The sequence below is a fragment of the Staphylococcus sp. 231237_7MaSpsaltlick genome (assembly GCF_043107035.1).
In genome coordinates, this window is record NZ_JBICNX010000001.1 from 59,750 (window position 1) to 83,899 (window position 24,150).

27 protein-coding genes are annotated in these 24,150 nt (G+C 33.0%); 5 read left to right on the forward strand and 22 right to left on the reverse strand.

Translation table 11 applies throughout. The annotated features are described in order from the left end of the window. Positions 1-78 precede the first annotated feature (78 nt). Positions 79-840, reverse strand: a complete 762-nt coding sequence (locus tag ACF91D_RS00360) for a VOC family protein (RefSeq protein ID WP_069792418.1) — start codon at positions 838-840, stop codon at positions 79-81. Between the two features lie 212 nt (positions 841-1,052). Between ACF91D_RS00360 and ACF91D_RS00365 the strand changes: the two genes are divergently transcribed. Together ACF91D_RS00365 and ACF91D_RS00370 are read left to right on the forward strand one after the other, a co-directional pair. Further along, on the forward strand, positions 1,053-1,487 hold the full coding sequence (locus ACF91D_RS00365) for a MarR family winged helix-turn-helix transcriptional regulator (protein ID WP_101051093.1): 435 nt from the start codon (positions 1,053-1,055) through the stop codon (positions 1,485-1,487). 1 nt (position 1,488) lies between these two features. Beyond that, the gene (locus tag ACF91D_RS00370) at positions 1,489-2,700 is read left to right on the forward strand and encodes an MFS transporter (protein WP_069792417.1); all 1,212 of its coding nucleotides are present in this window, start codon (positions 1,489-1,491) and stop codon (positions 2,698-2,700) included. Between the two features lie 434 nt (positions 2,701-3,134). Here the strand turns inward: ACF91D_RS00370 and ACF91D_RS00375 are convergent, their stop codons facing one another. The 7 genes from ACF91D_RS00375 to ACF91D_RS00405 form a co-directional block, all read right to left on the reverse strand. Next, positions 3,135-3,494: a SarA family transcriptional regulator gene (locus tag ACF91D_RS00375; protein ID WP_039068013.1), complete on the reverse strand. Its 360-nt coding sequence runs from the start codon at positions 3,492-3,494 to the stop codon at positions 3,135-3,137. Positions 3,495-3,974: 480 nt separating this feature from the next. After that, on the reverse strand, positions 3,975-4,997 hold the full coding sequence (moaA, locus tag ACF91D_RS00380) for a GTP 3',8-cyclase MoaA (protein ID WP_069792416.1): 1,023 nt from the start codon (positions 4,995-4,997) through the stop codon (positions 3,975-3,977). 14 nt (positions 4,998-5,011) lie between these two features. Continuing rightward, positions 5,012-5,620: a molybdenum cofactor guanylyltransferase MobA gene (gene mobA, locus ACF91D_RS00385; protein WP_039068015.1), complete on the reverse strand. Its 609-nt coding sequence runs from the start codon at positions 5,618-5,620 to the stop codon at positions 5,012-5,014. A gap of 7 nt (positions 5,621-5,627) precedes the next feature. Next, on the reverse strand, positions 5,628-5,861 hold the full coding sequence (gene moaD / locus ACF91D_RS00390) for a molybdopterin converting factor subunit 1 (protein ID WP_039068017.1): 234 nt from the start codon (positions 5,859-5,861) through the stop codon (positions 5,628-5,630). Next, positions 5,858-6,313, reverse strand: coding sequence for a molybdenum cofactor biosynthesis protein MoaE (locus tag ACF91D_RS00395; RefSeq protein ID WP_039068018.1), 456 nt, complete (start codon positions 6,311-6,313; stop codon positions 5,858-5,860). Before ACF91D_RS00395 ends, moaD begins: the two co-directional genes overlap by 4 nt. Further along, entirely contained in the window at positions 6,314-6,805 is a 492-nt protein-coding gene (gene mobB / locus ACF91D_RS00400; protein ID WP_101051095.1) for a molybdopterin-guanine dinucleotide biosynthesis protein B, read from the reverse strand. Then, entirely contained in the window at positions 6,802-8,061 is a 1,260-nt protein-coding gene (locus ACF91D_RS00405; RefSeq protein ID WP_101093819.1) for a molybdopterin molybdotransferase MoeA, read from the reverse strand. The genes mobB and ACF91D_RS00405 overlap by 4 nt, the downstream gene beginning before the upstream one ends. Positions 8,062-8,126: 65 nt before the next feature. Here ACF91D_RS00405 and moaC point away from each other — a divergent pair, with 65 nt between their 5' ends. Next, positions 8,127-8,612, forward strand: a complete 486-nt coding sequence (moaC, locus tag ACF91D_RS00410; RefSeq protein ID WP_327620714.1) for a cyclic pyranopterin monophosphate synthase MoaC — start codon at positions 8,127-8,129, stop codon at positions 8,610-8,612. Positions 8,613-8,808: 196 nt separating this feature from the next. Here moaC and ACF91D_RS00415 read toward each other — a convergent pair whose 3' ends face one another. Both ACF91D_RS00415 and ACF91D_RS00420 read right to left on the reverse strand, forming a co-directional pair. After that, a complete protein-coding gene (locus tag ACF91D_RS00415; protein ID WP_172643877.1) occupies positions 8,809-9,315 on the reverse strand; it encodes a MogA/MoaB family molybdenum cofactor biosynthesis protein in 507 nt (168 codons plus the stop codon). 10 nt (positions 9,316-9,325) lie between these two features. Continuing rightward, positions 9,326-10,330 (reverse strand): ThiF family adenylyltransferase, encoded by a 1,005-nt coding sequence (locus tag ACF91D_RS00420; protein WP_069792412.1) that lies wholly within the window; start codon positions 10,328-10,330, stop codon positions 9,326-9,328. Between the two features lie 232 nt (positions 10,331-10,562). Here ACF91D_RS00420 and cudC point away from each other — a divergent pair, with 232 nt between their 5' ends. Then, the gene (gene cudC, locus ACF91D_RS00425) at positions 10,563-11,120 is read left to right on the forward strand and encodes a choline uptake/conversion transcriptional regulator CudC (protein ID WP_107548703.1); all 558 of its coding nucleotides are present in this window, start codon (positions 10,563-10,565) and stop codon (positions 11,118-11,120) included. Positions 11,121-11,156: 36 nt separating this feature from the next. Here cudC and ACF91D_RS00430 read toward each other — a convergent pair whose 3' ends face one another. From ACF91D_RS00430 to ACF91D_RS00465, 8 genes are all read right to left on the reverse strand, one after another. Continuing rightward, positions 11,157-11,987 (reverse strand): MBL fold metallo-hydrolase, encoded by an 831-nt coding sequence (locus tag ACF91D_RS00430; protein ID WP_327620715.1) that lies wholly within the window; start codon positions 11,985-11,987, stop codon positions 11,157-11,159. Between the two features lie 205 nt (positions 11,988-12,192). Beyond that, positions 12,193-12,798: an ATP-binding cassette domain-containing protein gene (locus tag ACF91D_RS00435; protein WP_318759821.1), complete on the reverse strand. Its 606-nt coding sequence runs from the start codon at positions 12,796-12,798 to the stop codon at positions 12,193-12,195. Then, positions 12,799-13,470: a molybdate ABC transporter permease subunit gene (gene modB, locus ACF91D_RS00440; RefSeq protein WP_039068029.1), complete on the reverse strand. Its 672-nt coding sequence runs from the start codon at positions 13,468-13,470 to the stop codon at positions 12,799-12,801. It abuts the gene before it with no gap. A 12-nt stretch (positions 13,471-13,482) separates the two neighbouring features. Beyond that, entirely contained in the window at positions 13,483-14,268 is a 786-nt protein-coding gene (gene modA / locus ACF91D_RS00445) for a molybdate ABC transporter substrate-binding protein (RefSeq protein WP_101051164.1), read from the reverse strand. Between the two features lie 201 nt (positions 14,269-14,469). Beyond that, positions 14,470-15,960 carry a UDP-glucose--hexose-1-phosphate uridylyltransferase gene (gene galT, locus ACF91D_RS00450; RefSeq protein WP_069792409.1) on the reverse strand — a complete coding sequence of 497 codons (1,491 nt, stop codon included), beginning with the start codon at positions 15,958-15,960 and terminating at the stop codon, positions 14,470-14,472. Between the two features lie 3 nt (positions 15,961-15,963). Then, a complete protein-coding gene (galE, locus tag ACF91D_RS00455) occupies positions 15,964-16,965 on the reverse strand; it encodes a UDP-glucose 4-epimerase GalE (RefSeq protein ID WP_039068032.1) in 1,002 nt (333 codons plus the stop codon). A 32-nt stretch (positions 16,966-16,997) separates the two neighbouring features. Continuing rightward, entirely contained in the window at positions 16,998-18,158 is a 1,161-nt protein-coding gene (locus tag ACF91D_RS00460) for a galactokinase (protein ID WP_039068034.1), read from the reverse strand. A gap of 117 nt (positions 18,159-18,275) precedes the next feature. Continuing rightward, positions 18,276-19,280, reverse strand: a complete 1,005-nt coding sequence (locus ACF91D_RS00465; protein ID WP_039068035.1) for a LacI family DNA-binding transcriptional regulator — start codon at positions 19,278-19,280, stop codon at positions 18,276-18,278. Between the two features lie 198 nt (positions 19,281-19,478). On the opposite strand from ACF91D_RS00465, the gene fdhD reads away from it, so the two are divergent. Next, positions 19,479-20,276 (forward strand): formate dehydrogenase accessory sulfurtransferase FdhD, encoded by a 798-nt coding sequence (fdhD, locus tag ACF91D_RS00470; RefSeq protein WP_039068036.1) that lies wholly within the window; start codon positions 19,479-19,481, stop codon positions 20,274-20,276. A 73-nt stretch (positions 20,277-20,349) separates the two neighbouring features. On the opposite strand, the gene ACF91D_RS00475 is transcribed toward fdhD, so the two are convergent. The 4 genes from ACF91D_RS00475 to ACF91D_RS00490 all read right to left on the reverse strand — a co-directional run bounded on the left by ACF91D_RS00475 (position 20,350) and on the right by ACF91D_RS00490 (position 24,087). Next, on the reverse strand, positions 20,350-21,099 hold the full coding sequence (locus ACF91D_RS00475; protein WP_039068037.1) for a GNAT family N-acetyltransferase: 750 nt from the start codon (positions 21,097-21,099) through the stop codon (positions 20,350-20,352). Between the two features lie 54 nt (positions 21,100-21,153). Further along, positions 21,154-21,702 (reverse strand): biotin transporter BioY, encoded by a 549-nt coding sequence (locus ACF91D_RS00480; protein ID WP_039068038.1) that lies wholly within the window; start codon positions 21,700-21,702, stop codon positions 21,154-21,156. A gap of 193 nt (positions 21,703-21,895) precedes the next feature. Continuing rightward, positions 21,896-22,798, reverse strand: a complete 903-nt coding sequence (locus ACF91D_RS00485) for an ABC transporter substrate-binding protein (protein ID WP_039068040.1) — start codon at positions 22,796-22,798, stop codon at positions 21,896-21,898. 137 nt (positions 22,799-22,935) lie between these two features. Then, positions 22,936-24,087, reverse strand: coding sequence for an acyl-CoA dehydrogenase family protein (locus ACF91D_RS00490; RefSeq protein ID WP_039068041.1), 1,152 nt, complete (start codon positions 24,085-24,087; stop codon positions 22,936-22,938). Between the last annotated feature and the right edge of the window lie 63 nt (positions 24,088-24,150).

Here is a 24,150-nt window from a genome sequence, read left to right on the forward strand (position 1 = left end):
TTACTTAGCTATTTTAACACTTATCATATCTTTGATACACATATTCATAATTGCACATAGTGCATATTTATATATTTATTAGTCTGCTATAAATTTGTAACTTAAACCACGTATAATTAATGTATAAGGGGACGTTGTTTTATTATCTTTTATAGTGACTGATTTATAACCTGAATCATTACCATCACTAATGTTAAATAATATTTCATCCCCCATTAATTTTAATGTTGTGACACTTTCTGTTTCGTTTATAATTTCCATATCAAACCAACGTTGCCACTTATTCACTGTATGTTCACGCTCAGTACTAGTCAATTCAACAGATTGAATTATAAATTCATTTTGACGTAGTGATGCTAACTTTTCATTCCGCGTATCTTCTTGTTCATTCCATTGGATAAAAAATGGGGGTTTTACTCTATAATCTGGGTCAGCAATATATAATAATTTCCAAGACGTTTTATCACCTTTCATATTCTCTCTTTGCATGTTTACAGGACCAATAACCTCTACATCTTTTTTTTCTAAGTCTAATTTTAATTGCTCAATATCTTGTGTACGAAAGGCTAATGTTTTTAAACCTTGTGCATAATTATCTTGAACTATTTTAGAAGGAAATGACACCCTGCCTTCGTCAGTTTTAATTATTTTTTGTAAGACATCCGGTTTGTATACATCAATTAACTCAATATATGCATTGTTTAAGTAAGCCAACCTATTATATGTACCTAATTTCTCGTGTTGTCCACCCTGTTGTAAAGTTAGCAAATGTCCTGGATATTTAAAGTTGTCCAAATGTTGTATATAGTGTACTAAATGATCTAATTTTAAATATTGCATAACTTTTCTCCCCTGTTTTCGTCTTTAACCTTATCATAACAAATTGCGTACCACTTTACTTCTTATAAACAGCCAAATAATTTGTTAATTCTATCTATATCACAATTTTTCACCGTCACTTAAAAAGATACTATTGATTTATTTACTAAAAAGGTTTAGAATATTATTCGTTATTAAAAGTTAGCTTTGCTAACTATTTTCAGGAGGTTATTATGAATACATCTAGTATATTCAATAATTTAATTGCAATTTACCGACCTTATACAAAGTTATTTTCACCTATATTTGAAGATTATGACTTATACCCTGCACAATGGTTAGTAATGAAAGACATTGCGCTTAATTCACCAACTACTTTAGTTCAAATTTCTAAACGTCGCGCAATCGAAAAACCTACGACTCGTAAAATTTTAAAAGTACTCTCTGAAAAGTCTTTGTTAAAGATAGAAACAGGTGATGATAAAAGAGAAAAATTATTATCTTTTTCTGAAGAAGGACAAGACCTTTATGACAAAATTAATAAACGTGTGTCTATCGTGCAAGAAGAAATCATTCAAAAAACTGGTTTATCTGAAGATGATTTGCAACATACAGTTAAAGTCATTGAAAAAATTCATAAAGAGATAACAAAAATGGAGGAAATATAATATGAATCAATCATCATCCATGAGATCCCCTATATGGACTAAAAGCTTTAATATCAATTTTATAACGAACTTTGCAATATATCTTAGTATGTATTTACTTATCGTTATTATAGCCAGTTATACTAAATCAGAATACAATGTTTCTGATAGTATCGCTGGACTCGTTTCAGGCTTATTTATCATTGGCTCACTAATTGGTCGATTCGCGACCGGTAAATATGTTAATAAAGTAGGCCCAAAGACCATCTTATTAATTGGTTTGATATTCTTAATCATCACGCAACTCTTTTATTTTATAGAAGGATCATTGGCGTTATTAATGTTTACTAGATTAATTAATGGAATTGCTACAGGCGTTACTACTACCGCAACAGGTACAATTGCAGCATATGTAACACCAAATGATAGAAAAAGTGAAGGTATCAGCTTATTCTCATTAAGTCTTGTTATTGGCGCCGCAATAGGTCCTTTCTTTGGTTTATTACTTATCAATACTTTCCCAATTAAATTATTATTTTTGATTTGTTTGGTCTGTGGCATTGTTAGTTTTATTATTTCATTCTTTGTAAACCTAGAGTTTAAATTAGAAGCAAAAACGCAAACTACGTCTGAACAATTTAAAAATAAGAAATTTAATATCAACAATTATATCGCAAAAGAAGCAGTACCTGTTGCTATCATTATGTTAATATCAGGTCTAACGTATTCCTCAATTCTTACGTTTTTACAGTTCTTTGCACAAGAAATCAACCTTGTAACTATATCTAGTTACTTCTTTATATTTTACGCTATCGCTTCGTTAGTTACTCGACCAATAGCAGGTCGCTTAATGGACCAAAAAAATGAAAATGTTATTGCATACCCAGCATTCTTTTTCTTAATTATTACTTTTTTAACCTTGAGCATTACAAATAATGGTTGGTTACTTATTCTAGCTGGTTTATTCTTAGGCGCTGGTTACGGTAATATTTCTTCCTGTATGCAAGCAATTGCTATAAAAGTATCTCCACCTGCAAAATATGGCATAGCTACTTCAACTTATTTCATAGGGCTTGATTTAGGCCTTGGTTTTGGACCATATGTATTAGGCTTTATCACTTCTTCTGTAAGTTACGCACAACTTTACGCCATCATGGCAATCATTGTATTGATAACTGCAATTATTTATTACTTTTTACATGGTAGAAAAGTAAAGCAATTAACTTCTAACTAGAAACTATTTATTTAATATTTAATATTATTTTATTATCTAACTATGGTAATAAAATAGTAAGGATAAGAATCTAGAATATAAAATTCTTGTATTAGTGAAAAAAGACAATTTCTATTGAAATAAAATAGAAATTGTCTTTTTCATTATTGTTTTGGTTATAGTTAGCTCGTTAATTTAGTTTAGTCGTGTTTATTAAATTATACGTAAGGGCGTTATTTTTCTAAAGTATTATAATGTAAAATTACATATAAATGTTGAGGTATTTTGGCGAGACTTTTGAGGGAACAGGATAAGCTGAGGACTACAGGCTGAAGCTGTCCCTTAAGAAAGCGAGCCAACAATACGAAGTATTGAATAAAAAGAAGCACTCAGATGTTTTTCTAGGATTTATGCCCCAACCTAATCTTTACTTTTGTAGTTATATCACTTATGTATCATTTTGTTGGTTGTGCAACATTAATTTGCTCAACCTCTTTAATGATGCCATCTAATAACTGTTTTTGAGCATTATTGTAATAATAGAAAACTTGTCTTTCGTCTGTCTCAGAACGAACTTTCGAAATCAATTCTTTTTTGTAAATCTTTCTTATAATTACGTCGATTTTACTAGTATCCCAAAGCATTTCGAAATGAAGGGCATCTCGTAATTCTTTACCACTTATTCTTGTAGCTTCGTATACTTTAAACAATACAACAAATTCTTCAATTGACATTTTATGCTTCGATTTTAACCAATGCTTTAACTGACACAAATCTCTTTCAGATGTTATAAAATATGATACTTTACTATCCATAAAAATGGCCTCCTTATTGACTACTCTAGTTGTTTTATTTGGCTTTACTTAATGAATAAGCTTCAAAAGTATTATATAACACTTTCTTCTTTTAATCTATTATTTTTAATCGAAAAGATAAATATTTTTTTCTATTGAACATTATTTATATCACTTAAAATGAATATCTTTAAAAATTTGTATTCCCTAAAATGTTTCAACCTCGATTAACCTCTTTATTTAACATTATTATTTTATAATCCTTTAATCTCTTTATGATATGATATAATTATAGTAGTGTTTGCTATGCTAATGTGTTTGTTTTTATTTTATTTTTAAAAACAAAATAATCCCTATTAAAGTAAGCAATGTATGAAATGCCTACTTTAATAGGGACGTAGTAACAAGAAATGAGTGACCCCATTCAAGCAATGTAATGGTTACGTCGATGTTCTTAATATTTAATGATAATAGCTATTATCATTAAATAAGTTAATTAAATTAACCACCAATATAATTCATGTTTATTTTTTTACGTTTTCTATTTTCAACTGTTTGGGCTGTACGTTCATCTGAATAACGATCATCTCTTATATTCCACAGAAGCTTAAATTGTTCAAATAACTCGGTATCAGTCGCGCCATTTCTCAAATATTCTTTAACATCAAAACCATCTACTGTACTAAATAAACATCCATAGAACTTGCCATCTGATGAAAGCCTCGCGCGTGTACATGTAGAACAAAAAGATTGAGAAACGCTTGTAATCAAACCAAATTGCGCTTCAGTGCCTTTATGTTTATAATATTTAGCCACTTCCCCATAGTATTTAGGGCTAACAGCTTCAATATCAAAGTCTTTTTCAATCATTTCTAACATTTCATCTTTCGTAACAACTTTACTAAAATCCCAACCATTATCATTACCGACATCCATAAATTCGATAAATCTAATTTCAATTTCCTTATCTTTAAAATATTGAATCATTGGAAGAATTTGATTATCATTAACACCCTTTTGCACAACAACGTTGACTTTCACCTGAAAACCAATAGAAACAGCATAATCAATCTGTTGTAGGATTGTTGAAGCTTTAATATTCCTGTTATTTATGTCTTGGAATACTTCATCCTCAATCGCATCAAGACTTACATTTATACGTCTTAAACCAGCGTCATATAGCTTTTGACCATGTTTTTTTAATAGCAAACCATTGGTAGTAAGGCCAATATCTTCAACTCCATCAATTTGATTTAATTTGTAAATAAGTTTATCTAAATCACGTCTTAATAACGGTTCTCCACCTGTTATTCTTATCTTTTTTACACCTAACATTGTATAGACTTGAGCTATACGTACCATTTCATCAAATGAAAGCAGTTCATCTTTAGGTAAGAACACAAAGTCGTCACCAAATATTTCTTTTGGCATACAATAATCGCAACGGAAGTTACATCTATCAGTAACTGACAATCTTAAATCGCGAATGGGACGTCCGAGTTTATCAGTTATTTGTTCTACCATAACGTTAGGCCTCCTTATCTATTTAATATATCTTGTTGTAAAGAGTCCAAATCTTGTTGATAATTTATATTTTTATACCAATAGTCTGGTGATTCTATAGTATCTACACTTAGCCAGTCACTTTTAACTTTGCTATATACATTTTTCAAACTGAAATCGTCTGAAACTAAAGCTTCGTTCATCGTCTTTAATGTATGTGGACTGTAAAAAGCCAAAGTCGGTATAGGCCTTCCCTGTTCATGAAAACCTGCAACATCTAATTGATCCTCTATCAAATGTTCCACCATAAATTGATATAATTTACTAATTGCTTTTTGCGTTATCATTGGCGTGTCAACCGAAATCACAAAAAAGAGTTCTTCATTTTTATATAAGTTCATCACGGAACAAATACCTGCCAAAGGGCCTTTACCTTTATTTTGATTATCATCAATAACAATATCTTCATAATCAAATTGTGTGGCTAAATCTTCATTTGTACTTATTATGATTTGATTAAACATATTTGTTGCTTCTAGCACACTAATAATTCGCTTATAAAAATATTGCGAGTCTATTTGTGCAAAAGCTTTTGGTTTGCCGAATCTCTCTGATTGTCCTCCGGCAAGTATAATAGCCTTCATGTCTTATTTACCCTCCGCTAACTGGTGGAATTAATGCCACTGTATCATTTGGATGTACTATGTCATCATGTTGAACGAATTCTTCATTAATTGCAATTTGAAATTGTTTATCATTGATTTGTGGATAACGTTCAAATAAATCTGTTAAAAATTCATCTACCGTAATATCATAACTCAAATCAATATCTTCAGATGTTTTCGCTAATATATCTTTGATTTCTGCAAAGTATAATACCCTCATTTAGAATCATCTCCTTTAACAGCATCATAATAATTACCATGTTGATGTCCTTGCCATTGTGCGCCATCTTCCCATATTTCTTTTTTCCAAATAGGCACAATTTCTTTAATGCGTTCTATTGCGTATTCATTTGCACGATACGCATCTTTACGATGGGGAGATGAAACACTTATAAGTACAGCAATATCTGATATCTTTAGTGGTCCTATCCTATGAACAATCGCCGTTAAGGTCCCTGGCCATTTTTTTGAAATTTCATCACCTATTTGCGCAAGTTTCTTCTCTGCCATAGGAATATAAGCTTCATATTCAAGGTATTCTGTTTTTATTCCTTTTGTCCATTCTCTTACATGTCCTGTAAAAACTACAATCGCACCCTGATGTTCATTTAACACAAACTCCCTGTACTTTTCTGTTTGTATGGGTTCATTCACTACTTCAAACTGCTTCATTTAATGCATTCCTTTTATCTTAAAATAAGTTAATAACCAATTTTCATAATGCTCCATTGCATTGATATCATTCATTTTCATATAATACTGTACATTGGAAAGCTTGGCTAAAGCTTGGCGCTCATTTTCATTAGTGTAAACGACTACTTTATCAAAACCTGCATTTTTAAAACCTTCTACCAATATGATGTCACTGTCTATTGTAACAGATTCATTTATGATTTCCTCAAGACTTTGTTTCTCATTTCTCGTCACTGTTTGTTGATATACACGCCCCTGTACAATGCTTTGATCAGCACCAGCATGAAAATGTTTCATATGATCCACCTGATCTTTTTGTAACGTAATATCATCATCTTGAAAATCCTGTTGATATTGTCCATGGTGCTTTACAGTAGCAACGGTTAAGTCATGTGCTTTCAAAAGTTTAATTGTATGTGACATCAAAGTGGTCTTGCCTGAGTTTTTAAAACCTACTATTTGTAGAATCATATAAAACAATCCATTTCATAAGCTTGTGACTCCGTTAAAATAACATCTACTGTATACCCTTTTTGATATCCTCTTGTTCCCCCTGGCAACATTATCATCGCATTACTGTGTGCAATAGCAACCACTGCACCCGATTTATTAAATCCAGAAGGTACGACTGTCATCGCTTTTCCATTAAAAGTAGCTGTTGCACGTACGAAACGGGTAAATGGATTAGCTTTGGTTAAATCTTCCATTAAAGTCGCCTGGATAATTTGAGGATAAATAGCTGTTGCCCCCATCATATGTAGTACGGCAGGTTTAACGTACAGTTCAAAACCTGTAAAACATGCAGAAGGATTACCAGATAAACCAAATAAATATTTACCATCAGCTACTGCGACTGTTGTTACACTACCAGGTCGCATGGCAATTTTATTAAACAATACTTTCGCATTAATCGCGTCATAAATTTGTGGTAAATAATCAAAATCACCAACAGAAACACCTCCTGTTGTGATAACAATATCATGTTTAGACATAGCATCTCTTACTACTTGAATACTACTTTTCAAATCATCCTCTTGAATTTGGTAAGATGCTACATCTAAACTTAACTTTTGACTTAAGGCTACAATCATAGGCCCATTTGAATTTCTGATTTTACCTGGTTCTAATTCATCACCAACTTCTAGTAACTCACTTCCGGTAGCAATAATACCAATACTAGGTTTATCAAATACTTTAACGTGAGTGTAGCCATACGTTGCTAGCACGGCTATACCGCCTGGATTGATTTGTTGACCTTTATTTAATACTATATCACCAATCTGTGTTTCCTCACCTTTTAAAGACACATTCTCATTGATATCAAAAGATTTTCTTATAGTAAAACTTTGTTTATCTTCTACTGTTTGTTCTAACATTACTACTGCATCTGCACCTTTTGGCATTTCAGCGCCTGTCATAATACGTACCGCTTCAAAAGGCCCTACTTCTTTTTCAGAAACTGATCCTGCACCTATATGATCAATCACTGTAAAAGTAATTCTATGATTTCCACTGGCACCTTCAGTATCTTTACTTCTCAATGCAAATCCATCATAAGGCGATTTATTAAATCTCGGGATTTCATATGTAGCTACAATATCTTCCGCTAATATATAATTAGCACTGTCTTCTAAAGGCACTTCAATTTGTTTAGTATAAATATTTTGGCTCACAACACGATCGATTGCTTCTCTTACTGGAATTGGATTTCTTTTTTCAACTGTCATTTAAAATCTACTCCTTAAAAAAATGGATTTCGTGATATACTAGGAAACGATTAGGAGGGATATCTTTGTCTGAATTCACACATATCAACGAACAAGGTAATGCTAAAATGGTTGATGTCTCAGAAAAAAACATTACCAAACGTACAGCCATTGCGCATTCAAGTATTACAGTTAATCAAGCAATTTATCAACAAATTGTCGATAATACAAATAAAAAAGGCAATGTACTCAATACTGCACAAATCGCAGGTATCATGGCAGCAAAAAATACTGCTGATATTATTCCTATGTGTCACCCATTACCGCTTACTGGGGTTGATGTTTCATTTAACTGGAAAGAAAATGCCACATCGTTTACTTTAAATATCCAAGCAAGTGTTTCGACAACTGGAAAAACTGGCGTCGAAATGGAAGCACTTACCGCAGCTTCTGCAGTTGCGTTAACCGTTTATGACATGACTAAAGCTTTAGATAAAAGCATGGTTATCGGTGAAACATATTTGCTATCTAAAACTGGTGGTAAATCTGGTGATTTCCAACGACCGAATTAATACTCAGTTATGTATTTTTAACTAGTATATGCCGCGCTAAATTGCATATAATAATATGATTTATGATATTACTGGCCTTAAACTTATATTGTTTTGGTAAATGGATATCATCACGTGTAACAAATATTGAACCAATTTACTTAGGAGCGAAATGATTAAATCAATTGATGTTTTTGATTTTTATATCGCTCCTGCTTTATTTTGTTATTTCTTGGACTAAATGATTTAATTCAGGTTTTATTAGCTTGTTTAAAGCTAATCTAACTGCACCGGTAGAACCAGGTACACTAAAAATTAATCGTTTTCCAATTGTCCCTGCAATCGCCCTTGATAATATTGCACGACTACCAACATCTTCAGTATAACTAAGATATCTAAACAACTCTCCAAATCCTTCAATTTCCTTTGTGATAAGAGATGACACTGCTTCTATGGTCACATCTCTTTGTGCGATACCTGTCCCACCCGTAGTGATAATCACGTCAATATCTTCAGTCAACCATTGTTTTAACTGAGTCTGTATAGCAGACATATCGTCTGTTACAATGCGGTAATGATTTTCGTCAATATGAACGTTTAATTCAGATAGGAGCGATATTGCTAATTGACCGCCTTTATCTGTATCGTAATTTCTTGTGTCAGATACAGTTAGTATTGCGCAATTTATATCTTTATCTAACTTTACGTTCGTATGCATCGTTATCAATCCTCCTTTATCCAAAAAGTTGATTCATTAGTTTAATAGCTAAATCAGGCTTTATCATGCCATGTATTAGCATTCTTCCATTTTTAAAACTTACTATTCGATACCCTTTGTATTTAAATTGAAGCAAATAGTCGTTACGCTTATATGCAATTTGATGTTCTACTAAAAATGCTTCTAGCATTTCCTGGGAAATGTTAGGGTTTTCATACTGCACTGTATCTCGTCCGCATAAACTAACAAATTGCCGCTTTGTTTTGTTTAAATGTGGGTATGTGGGCGATTCTCCACATGTCGGACAATGTGCCCGCTGTAATTTACTATAGCCGAACGTAAAATGTGTACCCTCCCATAAGTCTCCGTATGTTACTTTGGAGCCAATGCCTTGCTTGGTTAACACTTTTAACGCGTCCCTCATCTGTAAACTTGTCGTCATACCTACAGCTGGTTGGATGACGCCAACTGTATCGCAAGTTCTGTTAATAACAGGTAATTGCGGTATCAAACAATTAAAGCATGGCGTTAATCCTGGGATAAACGCTGTTTCTACATATGTACTTTCTACCACACCACCATATATCCAAGGAATTCTTTGTTGGAATGCAAAATCATTGATCAATTGACGCGTTTCAAAGTTATCTGTCGCATCTAATATAAGCTGTACATTTTTACAATGTTCATCTAAAAATTGCCGATTAACATGTGCAATATGACAAATTAAATGTAAATCTTGGCGAATTGCTTTTAAATGCCGTTCAGCTGCAACGACTTTAGGTAAAGCTTCATGTGCGTCAATTTCCGTATATAAAGTTTGTCTTTGTAAATTACTGAACTCAATATAATCTCTATCGACGATTGTCAGCGCACCTACACCAGCTCGAACTAGACTTTCAGCAAGATGTGTCCCTAAAGCACCCATCCCAATAATTACAACATGCGCATTTATAATTTTATCTTGTCCTTCAGGACCAATGTGTTTAAATAAAGTTTGTCTTGAATAGCGATCTTTAGTCACACGCATTACCCCTTCTATACATCATTGTTTCCATTATAAATCTTGGGTCACAATGTAACAATGTTTTGGTATTAATATTATGAAAAGTAGTGTTTTCCCTTAGCTAAATATTTGTAGTTAATAATTCATTTCTATATTGAAATTATTTTCAATAAACTATATATTAATTAATCATACCCCTTGCTTAAGCGTTCATGATACAATTAATTGAATACTATTCGGAGGTGAATCAATGGCACGTTCAAGGGATTATGAACAACTATTAACCCAAGCTAAAGACATCGTGATTAATTCTATAGGTGAGACTATGGATCTTTACGGGGTTAACCGTAGCGTTGGCAATTTATATGGGACGATGGTGTTCGAACAAAAAAGCATGACACTAGATGAAATGCGCTATGAATTACAAATGAGCAAACCAAGTATGAGTGCAGGAGTTAAAAAACTTCAAGAATTTGATGGCGTTAAACAACAATTTACGCGTGGTAGTAGAAAACAACATTTTGTTGCTGAAAAAGATTTCTTTACTTTCTTCGGTAATTTTTTCTCACAAAAATGGAATAGAGAAATTAAATTAAATTTATTGGCAATTCAACGAGCAGAAAAATTATTGGACCCCATTATTCATTCAGAAAGTGCATCTGAGGAAGTCATCGAAGAAGCTAAAGAAATGTCAAAGCAATTGGACCATTCTAAAGTATATTATGCTTGGTTATCTACATTATCTGAAGCACTTAATACAGGGGAAATTTTCGAACATTTCCCTATTCCAAATACCCGTGACGAATAAAAGGCATGAAGTTCCAATTGGGACTTCATGCCTTTTTCAAATTTGGATAATTAAACCATCATAAGCGATTGTCGCATCCAAGCCTGACTGCTTTAATTGTTGTTCTAACATCATTAACTGTGATTTATTTAAACTTTCTGTTGCTTCTATATGTGTAAAGTAAGTATGTTTTGCATTTATTTCACGTGCAAGTGCTACACTTTCATCAAATCGTGTTTCTCCTAGACCGTCAAGAATCCCTGCTTCAAGTATACGTTCATGAGTTACAGGATTAACTTCGTTACTACCAAAAGGTAAAATCGCCACGTCAACTTCTTTTACCTTTTGGCTAGGTTTATAATTTTTTATTTCGTCTGGGATAATCAAAATACGTTGTGTATTCGTGATAATATAAAATCCAAATGCAATTTCCTCTGCTAATTGAACCCACTCTATCGACACATCTTTAATATTTATTGTTGAATTATTTTCTAAAACTTCTTTTTCAATCACGCCAATTTCACTCAAGTAATTCAAGTGGTCCCAATGACCTAAATATTTTTTAAAATCTGCCTTTTGTTGCTTTGTTATATAAATTTTAGACATTTTTGATTGTGGTATTTTATTAATAAAATCATAGTTGAGTGTTTCCCATATTCTAAGACCCATTGTATGATCTGGATGCCAATGTGAATATAATCCATATTTTATATCATATATTTGAGAACGTCGTAATTGATAAAAAATATCTTCCGAGGTATCAATTAACAATTGTAAATCGTGAATATAAATAGCTGGGCCAGTTCGCTGAACAGTGTCTTTATGTTGTGAAACTGACTTATACAAAGAAGGCACGCCACCAGCAGTCCCCAAAAACTCTATTTTCATATATTCACCGTCTTAAAAAGTATTTATAATAATCTTAAACCAAGCATTTAGAGAGACTGGATAGAAGTCGATTTTTATAAATTGCTTTCTTTGTATTCTTCTAATATTACATGAAGATGTGTTTCTATATAACAAACAAAGTCTTAGGTATTAATTCTTCAAACTGTATAGTTTATTCATTGTAAATATCCAGTATAAGTATTATTCAAACAATATTTATAACTTCATGTGCTAAGCCAGTAGCTTCGTAATCGGAATGTGTCACAAATATAATAGGTATTTGCCATTTTTCAAATATACGTTTAACAAGCTCTATACTTTCTGTTTTAGTTGCGTCATCTAAACTTGAAAATGGCTCGTCTAATAATATCAAATCTGGTCTTGTACTTAGCGCTCTTGCTAATGCTACACGTTGTGCTTCACCACCTGATAGTCGCAAAGGGTATTGTGCTTTTAAGTGCTCAATATTTAATTGCTGTAAAAGTCTGTCTATATGTTGAGAAGGTTTGGCCATAAAAGTTATATTATGATAAACATCCATATTAGGAAATAATTGATAATCTTGAAATAAATAACCAATATTTCGTTTTTGTATTTTCACGTCTATAGCCCGCTTTGTATCAGAAATAACGTGATTATTGAGTTGGATAAAAGCATTATTCGGCTTTCTTAAACCAGCTATCATATTTAATAATGTTGTTTTTCCTATCCCCGAAGGCCCCTTAATCGCATAAATTTTAGGCTTATTATCCTCGATATCGATTTTTAACTGTTGATCTTTTAGTAGATGATTTAAATGTATTTTCAACAATTACTCCACCTCCCTAAAACGATCTTTATTTAATATATTTATAGTTCCAATTACAGTAATTGCAAATGCTACCAACACGATTACCCATAACCAAGCTTGATTTTCTTTACCTTGTTCTACTAAGAAATAAATTTCTAATGGCAATGTATTTGTTTTATTTGGAATATAACCCGCTACCATGAGCGTGGCGCCAAATTCACCAATCGCACGTGCAAAACTCATCATAATACCTGAAAGTATTGGCCGTTTGGATAAAGGAAAAATTAGTTTAAAGAATATTTTATTCTCACTAGCTCCCATTGTCCTAGCAGTATTTATCATTTTATGATCAATGCTACGAAAGCCTTGTACGGTATGCTGATACATCAGTGGAAAACTTACGATTACTGAGGCAATAACAGCCCCAGTCAGAGTGAAAACAACTGGCATATTTAATACGTTCTTGAAAAATGCACCCACGAAACTTTGGGGTGAAAAGATAATTAGCAAAATAAAGCCCATTACAGTAGGTGGTAATACAATTGGTAATACAATGATACTTTCTAAGATCCTAGCAATGATACCATGGCGTTTATATAACCATTTTGATATTAAAATACCCATTAAAGTAACAATAATGGTACTAATTAGAGCTACTTTAAGTGATATCCAAAATGGTGTCATATCTTGCATTGCTAAAACCTCCTATACCTCGAATTTATATTTTTTCATAATAGCTTTTGCTTTATCTGTTTTTAAGAAATCTATCCATTCTTTAGCTAGCTTATCATCTGTTATCGTAGCAGATTTATAAACAATTGGATTTTGTAATTCTGCGGTATTAATCTCTTTGACTTTACTATTACCGTTTTGTTGACTCTGATATAAATCTGTCTGGTAGACATAACCCATTTGCGCATTACCTTTTTCAACATAATTTAATACTTGGCGTACATCTTTTGCATAAACGAGGTGAGCTTTAACACTGTCAAATAAATCATTACTTTTCAGATATTGTTCAGCGTATTTGCCAGCTGGTACTGATTTGGTTTCCCCAATAGCTAATTTGTCCCCATCTTTAATGTCTGTAACAGATTTATAGTCACTATCTTTTCCACCGATAAGCACTAACTTATTTTTCGCGTATTCATATGTATTTTGTGCATGATCTTTGTCTACAAGTGCATCTACATCTTTTTCATTTGCTGACATAAATACATCAACAGGAGCACCTTTTTCTATTTGCTGTCTTAAAGCACCTGAACCGCCATAATTAAATGTAACGTCTACATTACTATGTTCATCTTTAAAAGCTTTTTCTAAATCTTTTGTTGCATCTGTAAGACTTGCTGCTGCTGCAACATGTAATACTTGTTTTTCATTTTCTTCGTTTTTCGTTTTAGCATTTTTATTACTATCATTTTCATTAGAACACCCTGCCAAAATAATTGTTAGGACAAGAAATGTAATAAGTAAGTATTTAATTTTAATTTTCAAAAAAATCACTCCTTCACTTTATTATATGCTTGCAAATAAGAAAATAAAAGCAAGAAAATAGGAATAAGATAGAAGCAAATCAAAATTTGTTATTTGATAGCCTCATCTTACTCCTAACCAACAACAAGGTAGATAAAGTTTCATAAAAGCTACTTTATCTACCTTGTTTATACTATTATTGTTAATTTATTTTATTCATAAAATATCTATGAAACGTTTAAATGCCGCTCGACCAAACTTAGTATTTTTAAAGACACCTGCATCCTCTAATACACGTTTAAATTTGTAACCTACTTCATTATCTACAATTTTATTTACATTGTCAGTGTCGATATCATAAGTTTGCTTCATATCATCAGCCCATTGTTTATGGACGCCTAGATTAATATGGACTGCACCTAGTAAATATGATTTCACTTGTTGCAATTCTTCTTTTAAACGGCCAGGCAATATCGCCGTTCCCATCACTTCTATTAGTCCTATATTTTCTTTTTTGATATGTTGTACGTCTTTGTGTGGGTGGAATATGCCATCTGGAAACTCCATAGAAGTCTGATTATCTCTCAATACAATATCCAATTCATACAATTCATCTCTATACCTTGCAATAGGTGTAATCGTATGATGTCTCTCTCCCTCTTTGCTATAAGCCTTAATATCTACACTATTATCAGAATATTGATTCCACTGCGTCATCACATGTGTAGCCGCTTGAATTAACTCACTACTGTTTTTACTTTTTAATCTAATCACACTCATTGGCCAATTTAAAGTACTTGCTTCTACCGATGGAAAATCTGTTATATTAAATTTTTCAATTTCCGTTGCATTATCCATAGGGAATACATGTCTCCCAGTTTGATAGTGATTATGTGATAGTATAGATCCACCTACAAGCGGAATGTCCGCATTAGAGCCAATAAAATAATGTGGGAATTTTTTTATAAAATCAATTAAATTAACAAAGGTTTGTTTATTTACCTCCATCGGCACATGTTGTTCAGAAAAAACAATGCTATGTTCTAAGAAATAAGCATATGGAGAATATTGAAATCCCCATGGTTGTCCATCTAAATTTAAACGTATCACACGATGATTAGCACGCGCTGCTTGGGTAACAGAGCCTTGAAAACCTTCATTTTCAATGCACAAGGCACATTTAGGATACTCCGTAGCAGGCGCAGCTTTAGCTTTTGCAATTTGCTTTGCATCCTTTTCTGGTTTGGATAAATTAATAGTTATTTCAATATCACCATATTCAGTATCCACTTCATAATTAATATTGTTTGCTATCGCATCTTCTTTCACATAATGATTACGTTTAGCAATTTCATAAAAATAATTCGTCGCCATTTCTGGCGATTGTTCATAGGCTTCTCTAAACTTCCTATTAATGACTGACGGCCTTGGTGTGATTAAATCTAAAAGTTGTGCTTCAACAATTTCTCTAACGTATAACGCATCTTCAATGCAATTTTCATTTATAGCTTCATTAATCCAATATTGTGTTATTTCATTTGCTGTAGCATCTTTAGCTAATGGGGATTTCAAGCTCTCTGTAACCCCTCGAGCATTTAAAATACGCAATAATTGATTTTGAATATAAATACTATCTTCTTGTTCATAATCACCAAATGAAATTGCTTGTGCGACAAATTGCTGCACTAATTGTTGATTTAATAACATGCGTTATCCCTCCAAACTTTGTTGATAACCATTAGGATGCTGATGATGCCATTGCCACGCTGAATCAATGATGTCGTGTATATTATCATGTTGTGGTTTCCAACCTAAGACAGACTGTGCCTTATCACTTGCCGCAACTAACTTACTTGGATCCCCGGCTCTCCTTGGCCCAACTTCAGCTTTAATTGGTGCTTTTGTTACTTTACGTGCTGCTTCTAAGATTTCAAAAACAGAGTAGCCTTGACTACTACCTAAGTTAAACGCACCCGATACGCCTCCGTTTTGTAAATACTGATAAGCTAAAATATGTGCATCAATTAAATCTACAACATGTAAATAATCTCGTATGCAAGAACCATCTTCAGTATCATAATCATCACCAAAAATAGTTAAAGCATCACGTTGTCCTAACGCCACTTGCAATACAATAGGAATCAAATGTGTTTCAGGGCGATGGTCTTCACCTATCCATCCACCTTGTTTAGCACCAGCAACATTAAAGTAGCGCAGCGCAGCATAGTTTATACCATAAGCATTATGGCACCAATGCATCATTTTTTCCATCATTAATTTACTTTCGCCGTATGGGCTCGTTGGTGTTTTAGAATCTTCTTCTGTGATTGGTACTATATCTGGTTCTCCATATACTGCCGCTGTTGATGAAAATATAATATGCTCTACTTGGTGCGCATACATTACCTCTAATAATACTTGTAAGCCATATACATTATTATTGAAATAAGCTAATGGTTTTCCTACAGATTCTCCAACTAATGAGTATGCACAAAAGTGAAACACACCTTCAATATGTTCATTTGTAAAAACGTGTTCTAAAAATGCTTTGTCACGAATATCACCTTCATAGAAACTTGCATCTTGATGCACTGCCTCTCTATGTCCCGTTCCTAAATTGTCTACAACTACAACTTTGTAACCTTTCTCAATCAATTGATCTACGGCATGGCTGCCTATATAACCTGCCCCACCCAACACTAAAACAGACATATAAAAACCTTCCTTCATTTATTTTGTATCACTTATAAAGATGTTACGCCACCGCTAATACCTACGTGGTAAAACGATGGTGCATAACCAATTTTTTCTAAATAAGCTTGGGAAACTTCATGTTCTAATTGCTTGATACTGTCTTTATGCACTAAGGCAATCGCACAACCTGCAAATCCTGCACCTGTCATTCTCGCCCCCAATACACCATTAACTTGTTGAGCTGTTTCAGCTAATGTATCCAATTCAATTCCTGTAACTTCATAATCTTCTTTCAATGAAGCATGAGACATATTAAGTAGTTTGCCAAATTGTTCGAAATCATCTTCCGCAAGTACTTTACGCGCAAGTTTTGTACGTTCATTTTCTGATACGGCATGCTTAGCTCTACGACGTGATACTTCATCTTTAATAAGATGCTTATTTTGATTAAATCGGGCTAATGTAAGTTCGCCTAACGCTCCTATATTCAATTCTTTTTTTAATGCTGCAAGCGCAGATTCACATTCCGCTCTGCGCTCATTATATTTACTTTCAGTCAATGAACGTCGTTTATTCGTATTCATTATAGAAATCACATAATCTCCAAATTTGGCTGGTACATATTCAAACTCCAATGTTGCAGTATCAAGTAATATTGCATGGTTTGCTTTACCCATGCCAATAATAAATTGATCCATGATGCCTGAGTTCACACCCATAAATTTATTCTCGACCAATTGACCTATTTTAATAAGCTGCAAACGTTCTAATCTCAAATCAAATAAATCTTTTAATAACCAACCTGTAAGTATTTCGATTGAAGCAGACGACGACAAACTGGCTCCATTTGGAATGTTACCTTCGACTAAAATATTAAATCCTTGGTCAATTTCATTGAATGTTTCAGTTAAATATTTTACGACGCCTTTTGGATAATTCGCCCAATCATCATCTTGATTAAATACTAAATCATCCAAAGTGAATGTTACGATGCCATTTTCTTCAAAATTATTTGAATAAAGTTGAATTTTACGGTCGTCTCTTTTAGTTGCTAATCCATAAGTTCCTAATTCTATTGCTGCTGGAAAAACATATCCCCCATTATAATCAGTATGTTCCCCAATTAAATTGATTCTTCCAGGGGCAAAAGCGCTGACTTCAGCTTCTACACCAAATAACGTTTCAAACTTTTCGTGCATTGCTTGTAACATAAGATTCCCACTCCTTTTTATCTACATTAAATGCAAAGTGATTAATTCTTTTTTATTAGTAAACACAAACAAAGTTTACTTGTTTACTAAAAGTTTTGTCAACGTAATATACTTCACTTAGACTTTAAAAGTATTCCGAGACTTCAATGGTGCTTCTACTACTATATGAATAGCAAGCTTTCTTGTCTGATTAATACGTTCTTCTGCCATCCTTACTGCAGTTCTACCAAATTCATCTACAGGAATATGTACACTACTAATAGAAGGAACAGCATATTGGATAACCTCTAAATCATTAAAACTGATTAACTTTACATTCTCTGGTATTGCAATTTTATTCTCTTGAATTTGCTGTAAAATGCCTATTGCGACCATGTCATTTCCTGCAACAAACACTTGTGGGAGCTCCTGTTTGTGCTCTATAAATGTTTTAACCGCTAGCTCACCGTGTTCTTTTTTCCATCCATTAAGCAATGCTATCGTTTCTAATTGATGTCTTTCACACCAAGCTTGATAAGCTTTATATCTTACATCAGTTGCATTTGAAGTTGGGGTGCCATCTAAATCTCTTATTGTATGATACCCGCCTATGTATGCTATGCGTGTTAAACCTAAGCCCTTTATCTTATCTAGCAAGTTAGTCATAGAGTAATGAAGATCTGAATATACAGCATCTATAGATTTAGGTACATGGGGATTATTAATTACTACCATATTAGGATTATAATATTGGAGTTTGTGTAGCGCATCAACTGAAAAATTACCTATAACGATAATTGCTCCCGCTTTTTCTATTGTATTTAATTCATTATCGTTTTGATTACCATCTATACGTATTGTTCGCTTTAACGATAGATTTAAACGTTTAACTTCCGCTTCAATTGCCAATCGAATTTCTCTATAATATGGGTCTGACATTTCTTTAGCTCTTGACGCATAAGTAATGATTTGAATACTTTTATTTTTTCTTGTTGACTTGTGATATTGTTTCTCTTTTACTATTTGGTGGATACGCTCTCTAGTATTTTTTGATACCGAAAGTGTTGGATCGTTATTCAATACTCTGGATACAGTACCAGGACTAACCTCTGCTAAATGTGCAATATCTCTTATACTTACCATATCAAATTCACCTCTTTATTTTGTTTACCTCAAGTTTACTTTCATTAGATTCGTAAATCAATCTTAACTATTTCTAATTCATAATTACGGTTTAAGTGTTCCTTCTACTTATATTAATTTACATGAGTAAAATCGAATTATTTTTTTATAATTAAAAATGCGCTAAAATATAAAGTGAAGACGAAAAGAGGTGTATGGATGAATGAAGACGTTTTAACCAACCAACCAATCGTACGATATGAAAATGGTAAACTTATTGAAAAAACGGATCACTATGTAACAGAATTCCCTTTAACAATTATGGTCAATGGAGAAGAATTCGCTACCGTAATCTGTAGCCCAAACCATATGGAGGAACTTGTACTTGGTTTTCTAGCGTCTGAAGGGGCTATTCTAAAAAGTGATGACTTAAAGTCAGTTCAAATAGATGATAGTAAAGGGTTTGCTCACGTTGAATTAACAAAACCACTAGGAGAACGTTTTGAATATTCAACTAAAAGAATGATTGCATCATGTTGTGGTAAGAGTAGGGAATTTTATTTTCAAAATGATGCTGCTGTAGCAAAAACTTCTATGTCAAAAATTGTTATTAGCCCAAAACAAATTCTAAATATGATGACACGTTTACAAAGTGCAAGTGCCGTTTTCAAACAAACTGGTGGTCTTCATAATGCAGCTATTAGTGACGGAGAGGCGTTCTTCGAACATCGTCAAGATATCGGCCGTCATAATGCGCTCGATAAACTTTATGGTTATTGTATCCAAAGACACATCCCTGTGAGAAATAAAGTGCTAATTTTCAGTGGACGTATCTCCTCTGAAATACTAATTAAAGCCGCTAAAATAGGTGTAGGTGTTATACTTTCGAAATCTGCCCCAACCACGTTAGCTGTTACGCTAGCTGAAGACTTAAATATTACTGCAGTTGGCTTTATTAGAGACGGAAATTTCAACATATATAGTCACCCTGAACGCGTCCAATTAGAGCATATGTAATAAATAATTCACTAATATACAAAACGATCCTAAGACATAATTATATGTCTTAAGATCGTTTTTTAATTTACATTTAAGCTTGTTCTTTCAATATTTGGTAGCAATAACTGATAAAAATGTATCCTTGTTTGATATACATGTGTTTCGCACTATCCTCACCATCAGCGATAAGGATAATAACTTTATCTTCCGAGACATCGGCTACAAATGATTGCATCGTTTTACCTATCCCTCGTCTTTGATAATCTTCTAATACACCAAAACCATCTATTTCAACTGTTTTTTCAGTAATTATTAAATCTAAAATACCTACTGGAATGTGATTATCGTAAGCAATAATACGTGATTTATTTTCGCTTCGAAATTGATTACGTATTACTCGAATACTTTCTTCTGTGTATTTAAGTCCAAATGGTTCCGAAAACTGTCGATAGATTTTAATATAGTCTTCTAAGGTTTGATTCGTGACAAATTTTACGTCAATATTATGATTTTGAGTTCTACGAATGTTTTTCGCCTCAATTGCATAAAGTTCCATACACCCTAATTCGAAGCCATAGGATTTAATTTCATCTAGCCAAAGTTGGCTTAAAGGTGTATTCTCCGGAAAAGTAAACGCTAAATGGTCAGAATATTGTTGTCTATGTAAACTTTGTTGCATTTCCATATGTTGTTTCCAATCCTTGATTGCAGGCATTTCTTTATACATCCATTTATTCGCATCATATACTAAAGGTTCTTCTGGCGTTAAATAAATTGTTTTAACCTGATCGTCAGAATAAATTTTACCTTCTTGAAATATATTTGCCATCGAAATCGTCATGAACCCTCACCCTATCTTATTTGCTTCGTCTATTCTTACGAATGTCTAATGATTTTATTTTAACAACTGTTTAAATTGGCTATGATTTAGCATGATATTACCAATCAAACTTGCGACAATTGCTTTTAAAATATCAGCAGGCATAAATAATAATGATAATGAAACAGATTTCGTAATAGGTAAATTAGTTATCAATCCCATTATGATTGTACCTGTGATATCTAACAATAAGACGCCAAAAACGATTGTTGTAATTAATAGTACAACAAAATTAATTTTTTTAAAATATAAGTCTCTTACCAAACCAATAAGATATGTAATAACTGGATACATAAATAAAAATCCTGCTGACGGTCCAGCAAATACACCAATTCCACCGCGACCACCTGATAATAAAGGTAACCCCGCAGCTACTAGTAATAATAAAACAATGACACTTAACGTACCATATTTACGACCAAGCAAAATTGCCGCTAGAAATATACCAATGTTCTGTAATACAATCGGTACGGGCATGACAGGTAATGGAATAGCAGGCACAAAACCTAGAACAGCTATAATTGCCGTCATTAAAGCAGTATATACTAAATATTTTGTAGTCAAAGTGATTCCCCCTTCAATGAGAAAAATTATATCACAAATGTAAACTAATAAAAACAATAAGTTTACATTTATGAAGACATAATTTAAGGAGCGAGTTTGAAGCCAAAAGATAACTTTTGACTTCATATGCTCGCCCCTTAGGCTAATTAATCATTAAAATTTATTTACATATACTTTTATAGAATATAAATTTCTATTTATTTAAAAATTTCTCTTTTAAATCTTTTCTCATATATTCTAATGTATAAGGGTCATTATACCAATATGTTTCTGCTTGAACTTGAATCACTTGATTATTTTGAACAGCTGGTATATTTTGCCATAAATCTGTTTTTTCATAAGCTGGTTTTGCTTTACCTTCACTTGTTGAAACAATGTAATCGCCTGCATAGTCTGCAATTTTTTCTTGCTTCACTTCTGCCCAGCCTTCTTTTTTAACTAGGTCATTTAATTTGTCAGGTATTTTCAGGCCAAAAGCTTGGTATAATACTTCGCCGCCACGACCCCAGTTTGGTCCGTAGCTATATAATTTTTTATCAAATTCATCAAAGATAGAGACTGTTGCATCTTCACCGATTTTCTCTTTGATTTCTTGACCATCTTTTTTAGTTTGTGATTTCCATTCTTTTTCCCATGAAGCTACTTCATCTTCTTTACCAAGCAACTTACCTAATTCTCTTTGTTGATCTAAGTATTTATGCTTCCCATAGTCATAAACAACTGTTGGTGCAATTTTATTGTATTTTTTAATGTTCTTATCTGTAGAGTAAACAACGATTAAGTCTGGCTTAGCTTTTGCTACTTTTTCTACATCATTTTCCCCGATTTTTTCTACGTCTTTAAACTTATCTTTCAGTAATTTACTACTGTCTACTTGTTCATTGACAGCTACAATATTACCTCCAAGATATTTAATACCGCCAGCATATGTCGGCGCTACAACAGCAATTCTTTCAGGATTTTTTGGTATATCTAGGCTTTTACCACTATCTAATTTATATGACTTTGTTTCTTCTTTTTTGTCACTATCTGATTTATTACCACATGCAGCTAAAATAAGTACTAAAACAAGTAACGGAAACACTAATTTTTTCATAATTCTCCTCCAATGAAAATGATTATCAGTACCAATTGATTATATAATGACTCAAGTAATTTTACAATAGTAAACAAGTGAATTTTTTATTTTTTTAATTATTAAAAAATGCATAGTTATTGTATTGCTCTTAATATTTAAAAATGATCTAATACGCTGTGTGCAATATTTGTATATGCCATGTCTTCCATAGGCGGATTGTGTAAACCAGCGCGCATATCTCTATAATAGCGTTGTAAAGGACGTTCCATTTCAAGACTTTTCGCGCCTACAATACGCATTGCAATATCTATAACTTCTAATCCCTGATTCATTACCATCACTTTACTGGCAGATGTTTCATTCCATTTCACTTTTTGAGAATCTTCATTATTATATAAAGCAGCTGTACTCCATAAGAAGTGGCGTGCAGATAATAAAAGTGTTTCCATTTTCCCAATATTTTGTTGGACAGTCGGTAAATCACCAATTGTTCCTTCTATACTATTAGGGCTATACGTTTTGGAAAAATCTACTGCATAATCACGCGCAGCTTGAGCGATACCTAAGTAAACACTTGGTATGTGTAATATCCATCCATTAGGCTTTTTACCACCAGCACCCCTTATTTCGACAAAATTTTCTTCTGGTAAATGTACATCATTCAATACAAGGTCATGGCTTTCTGTTGCACGCATGCCTACCATATTCCAATTATCTGCTATTTCCACCCCTGGAGTATCTTTAGTTACTAAGAAAAAACCCACTTGGTCGATTGCTTCGTAATAGGCACTTACTACAAAATGTGTAAGCCCTTTGCTCATAGATGTAAATGTCTTCACACCATTAAGTACAAAGCCGTCGTCAACTTTCACTACATTAGTTGCCGGTCTGCCACCACGTGTTGGGCTACCAGTTTCCGCTTCACTAACTGCTCTATTCACTAATGCACCTTTCTTGACTGCTTCAGCAAATTGATTAAGCATATCTGGTTCCCACATTTGTTGTTCATATAATTGTCCAATTACACTCAAATGCCAACCTATTGATAAAGCAGTTGCGCCATCGATTGATCCCAAATAACTTTGAAGTATCACCATATCTTCAACAGTCGCACCTTCACCACCGTATGCTTTCGGTAACGTTAGTAATGTATAACCTTCATTTACAAGCCACTCAATATTTTCGTAGGGAAAATGTGAATGTATATCATTGTATTCTGCTTTCGCTCTAAACTCGTCTTTTATAGTATCTAATTTAGCAATCCATTTTTCTTGAATCTCCGTATGTATTAATGCGGAAGTATTCATTTCCTTCACCTCGTTCGTCACTTTTTCCTTATTAAATACAAGTTTAACACTCGCTATGATTGA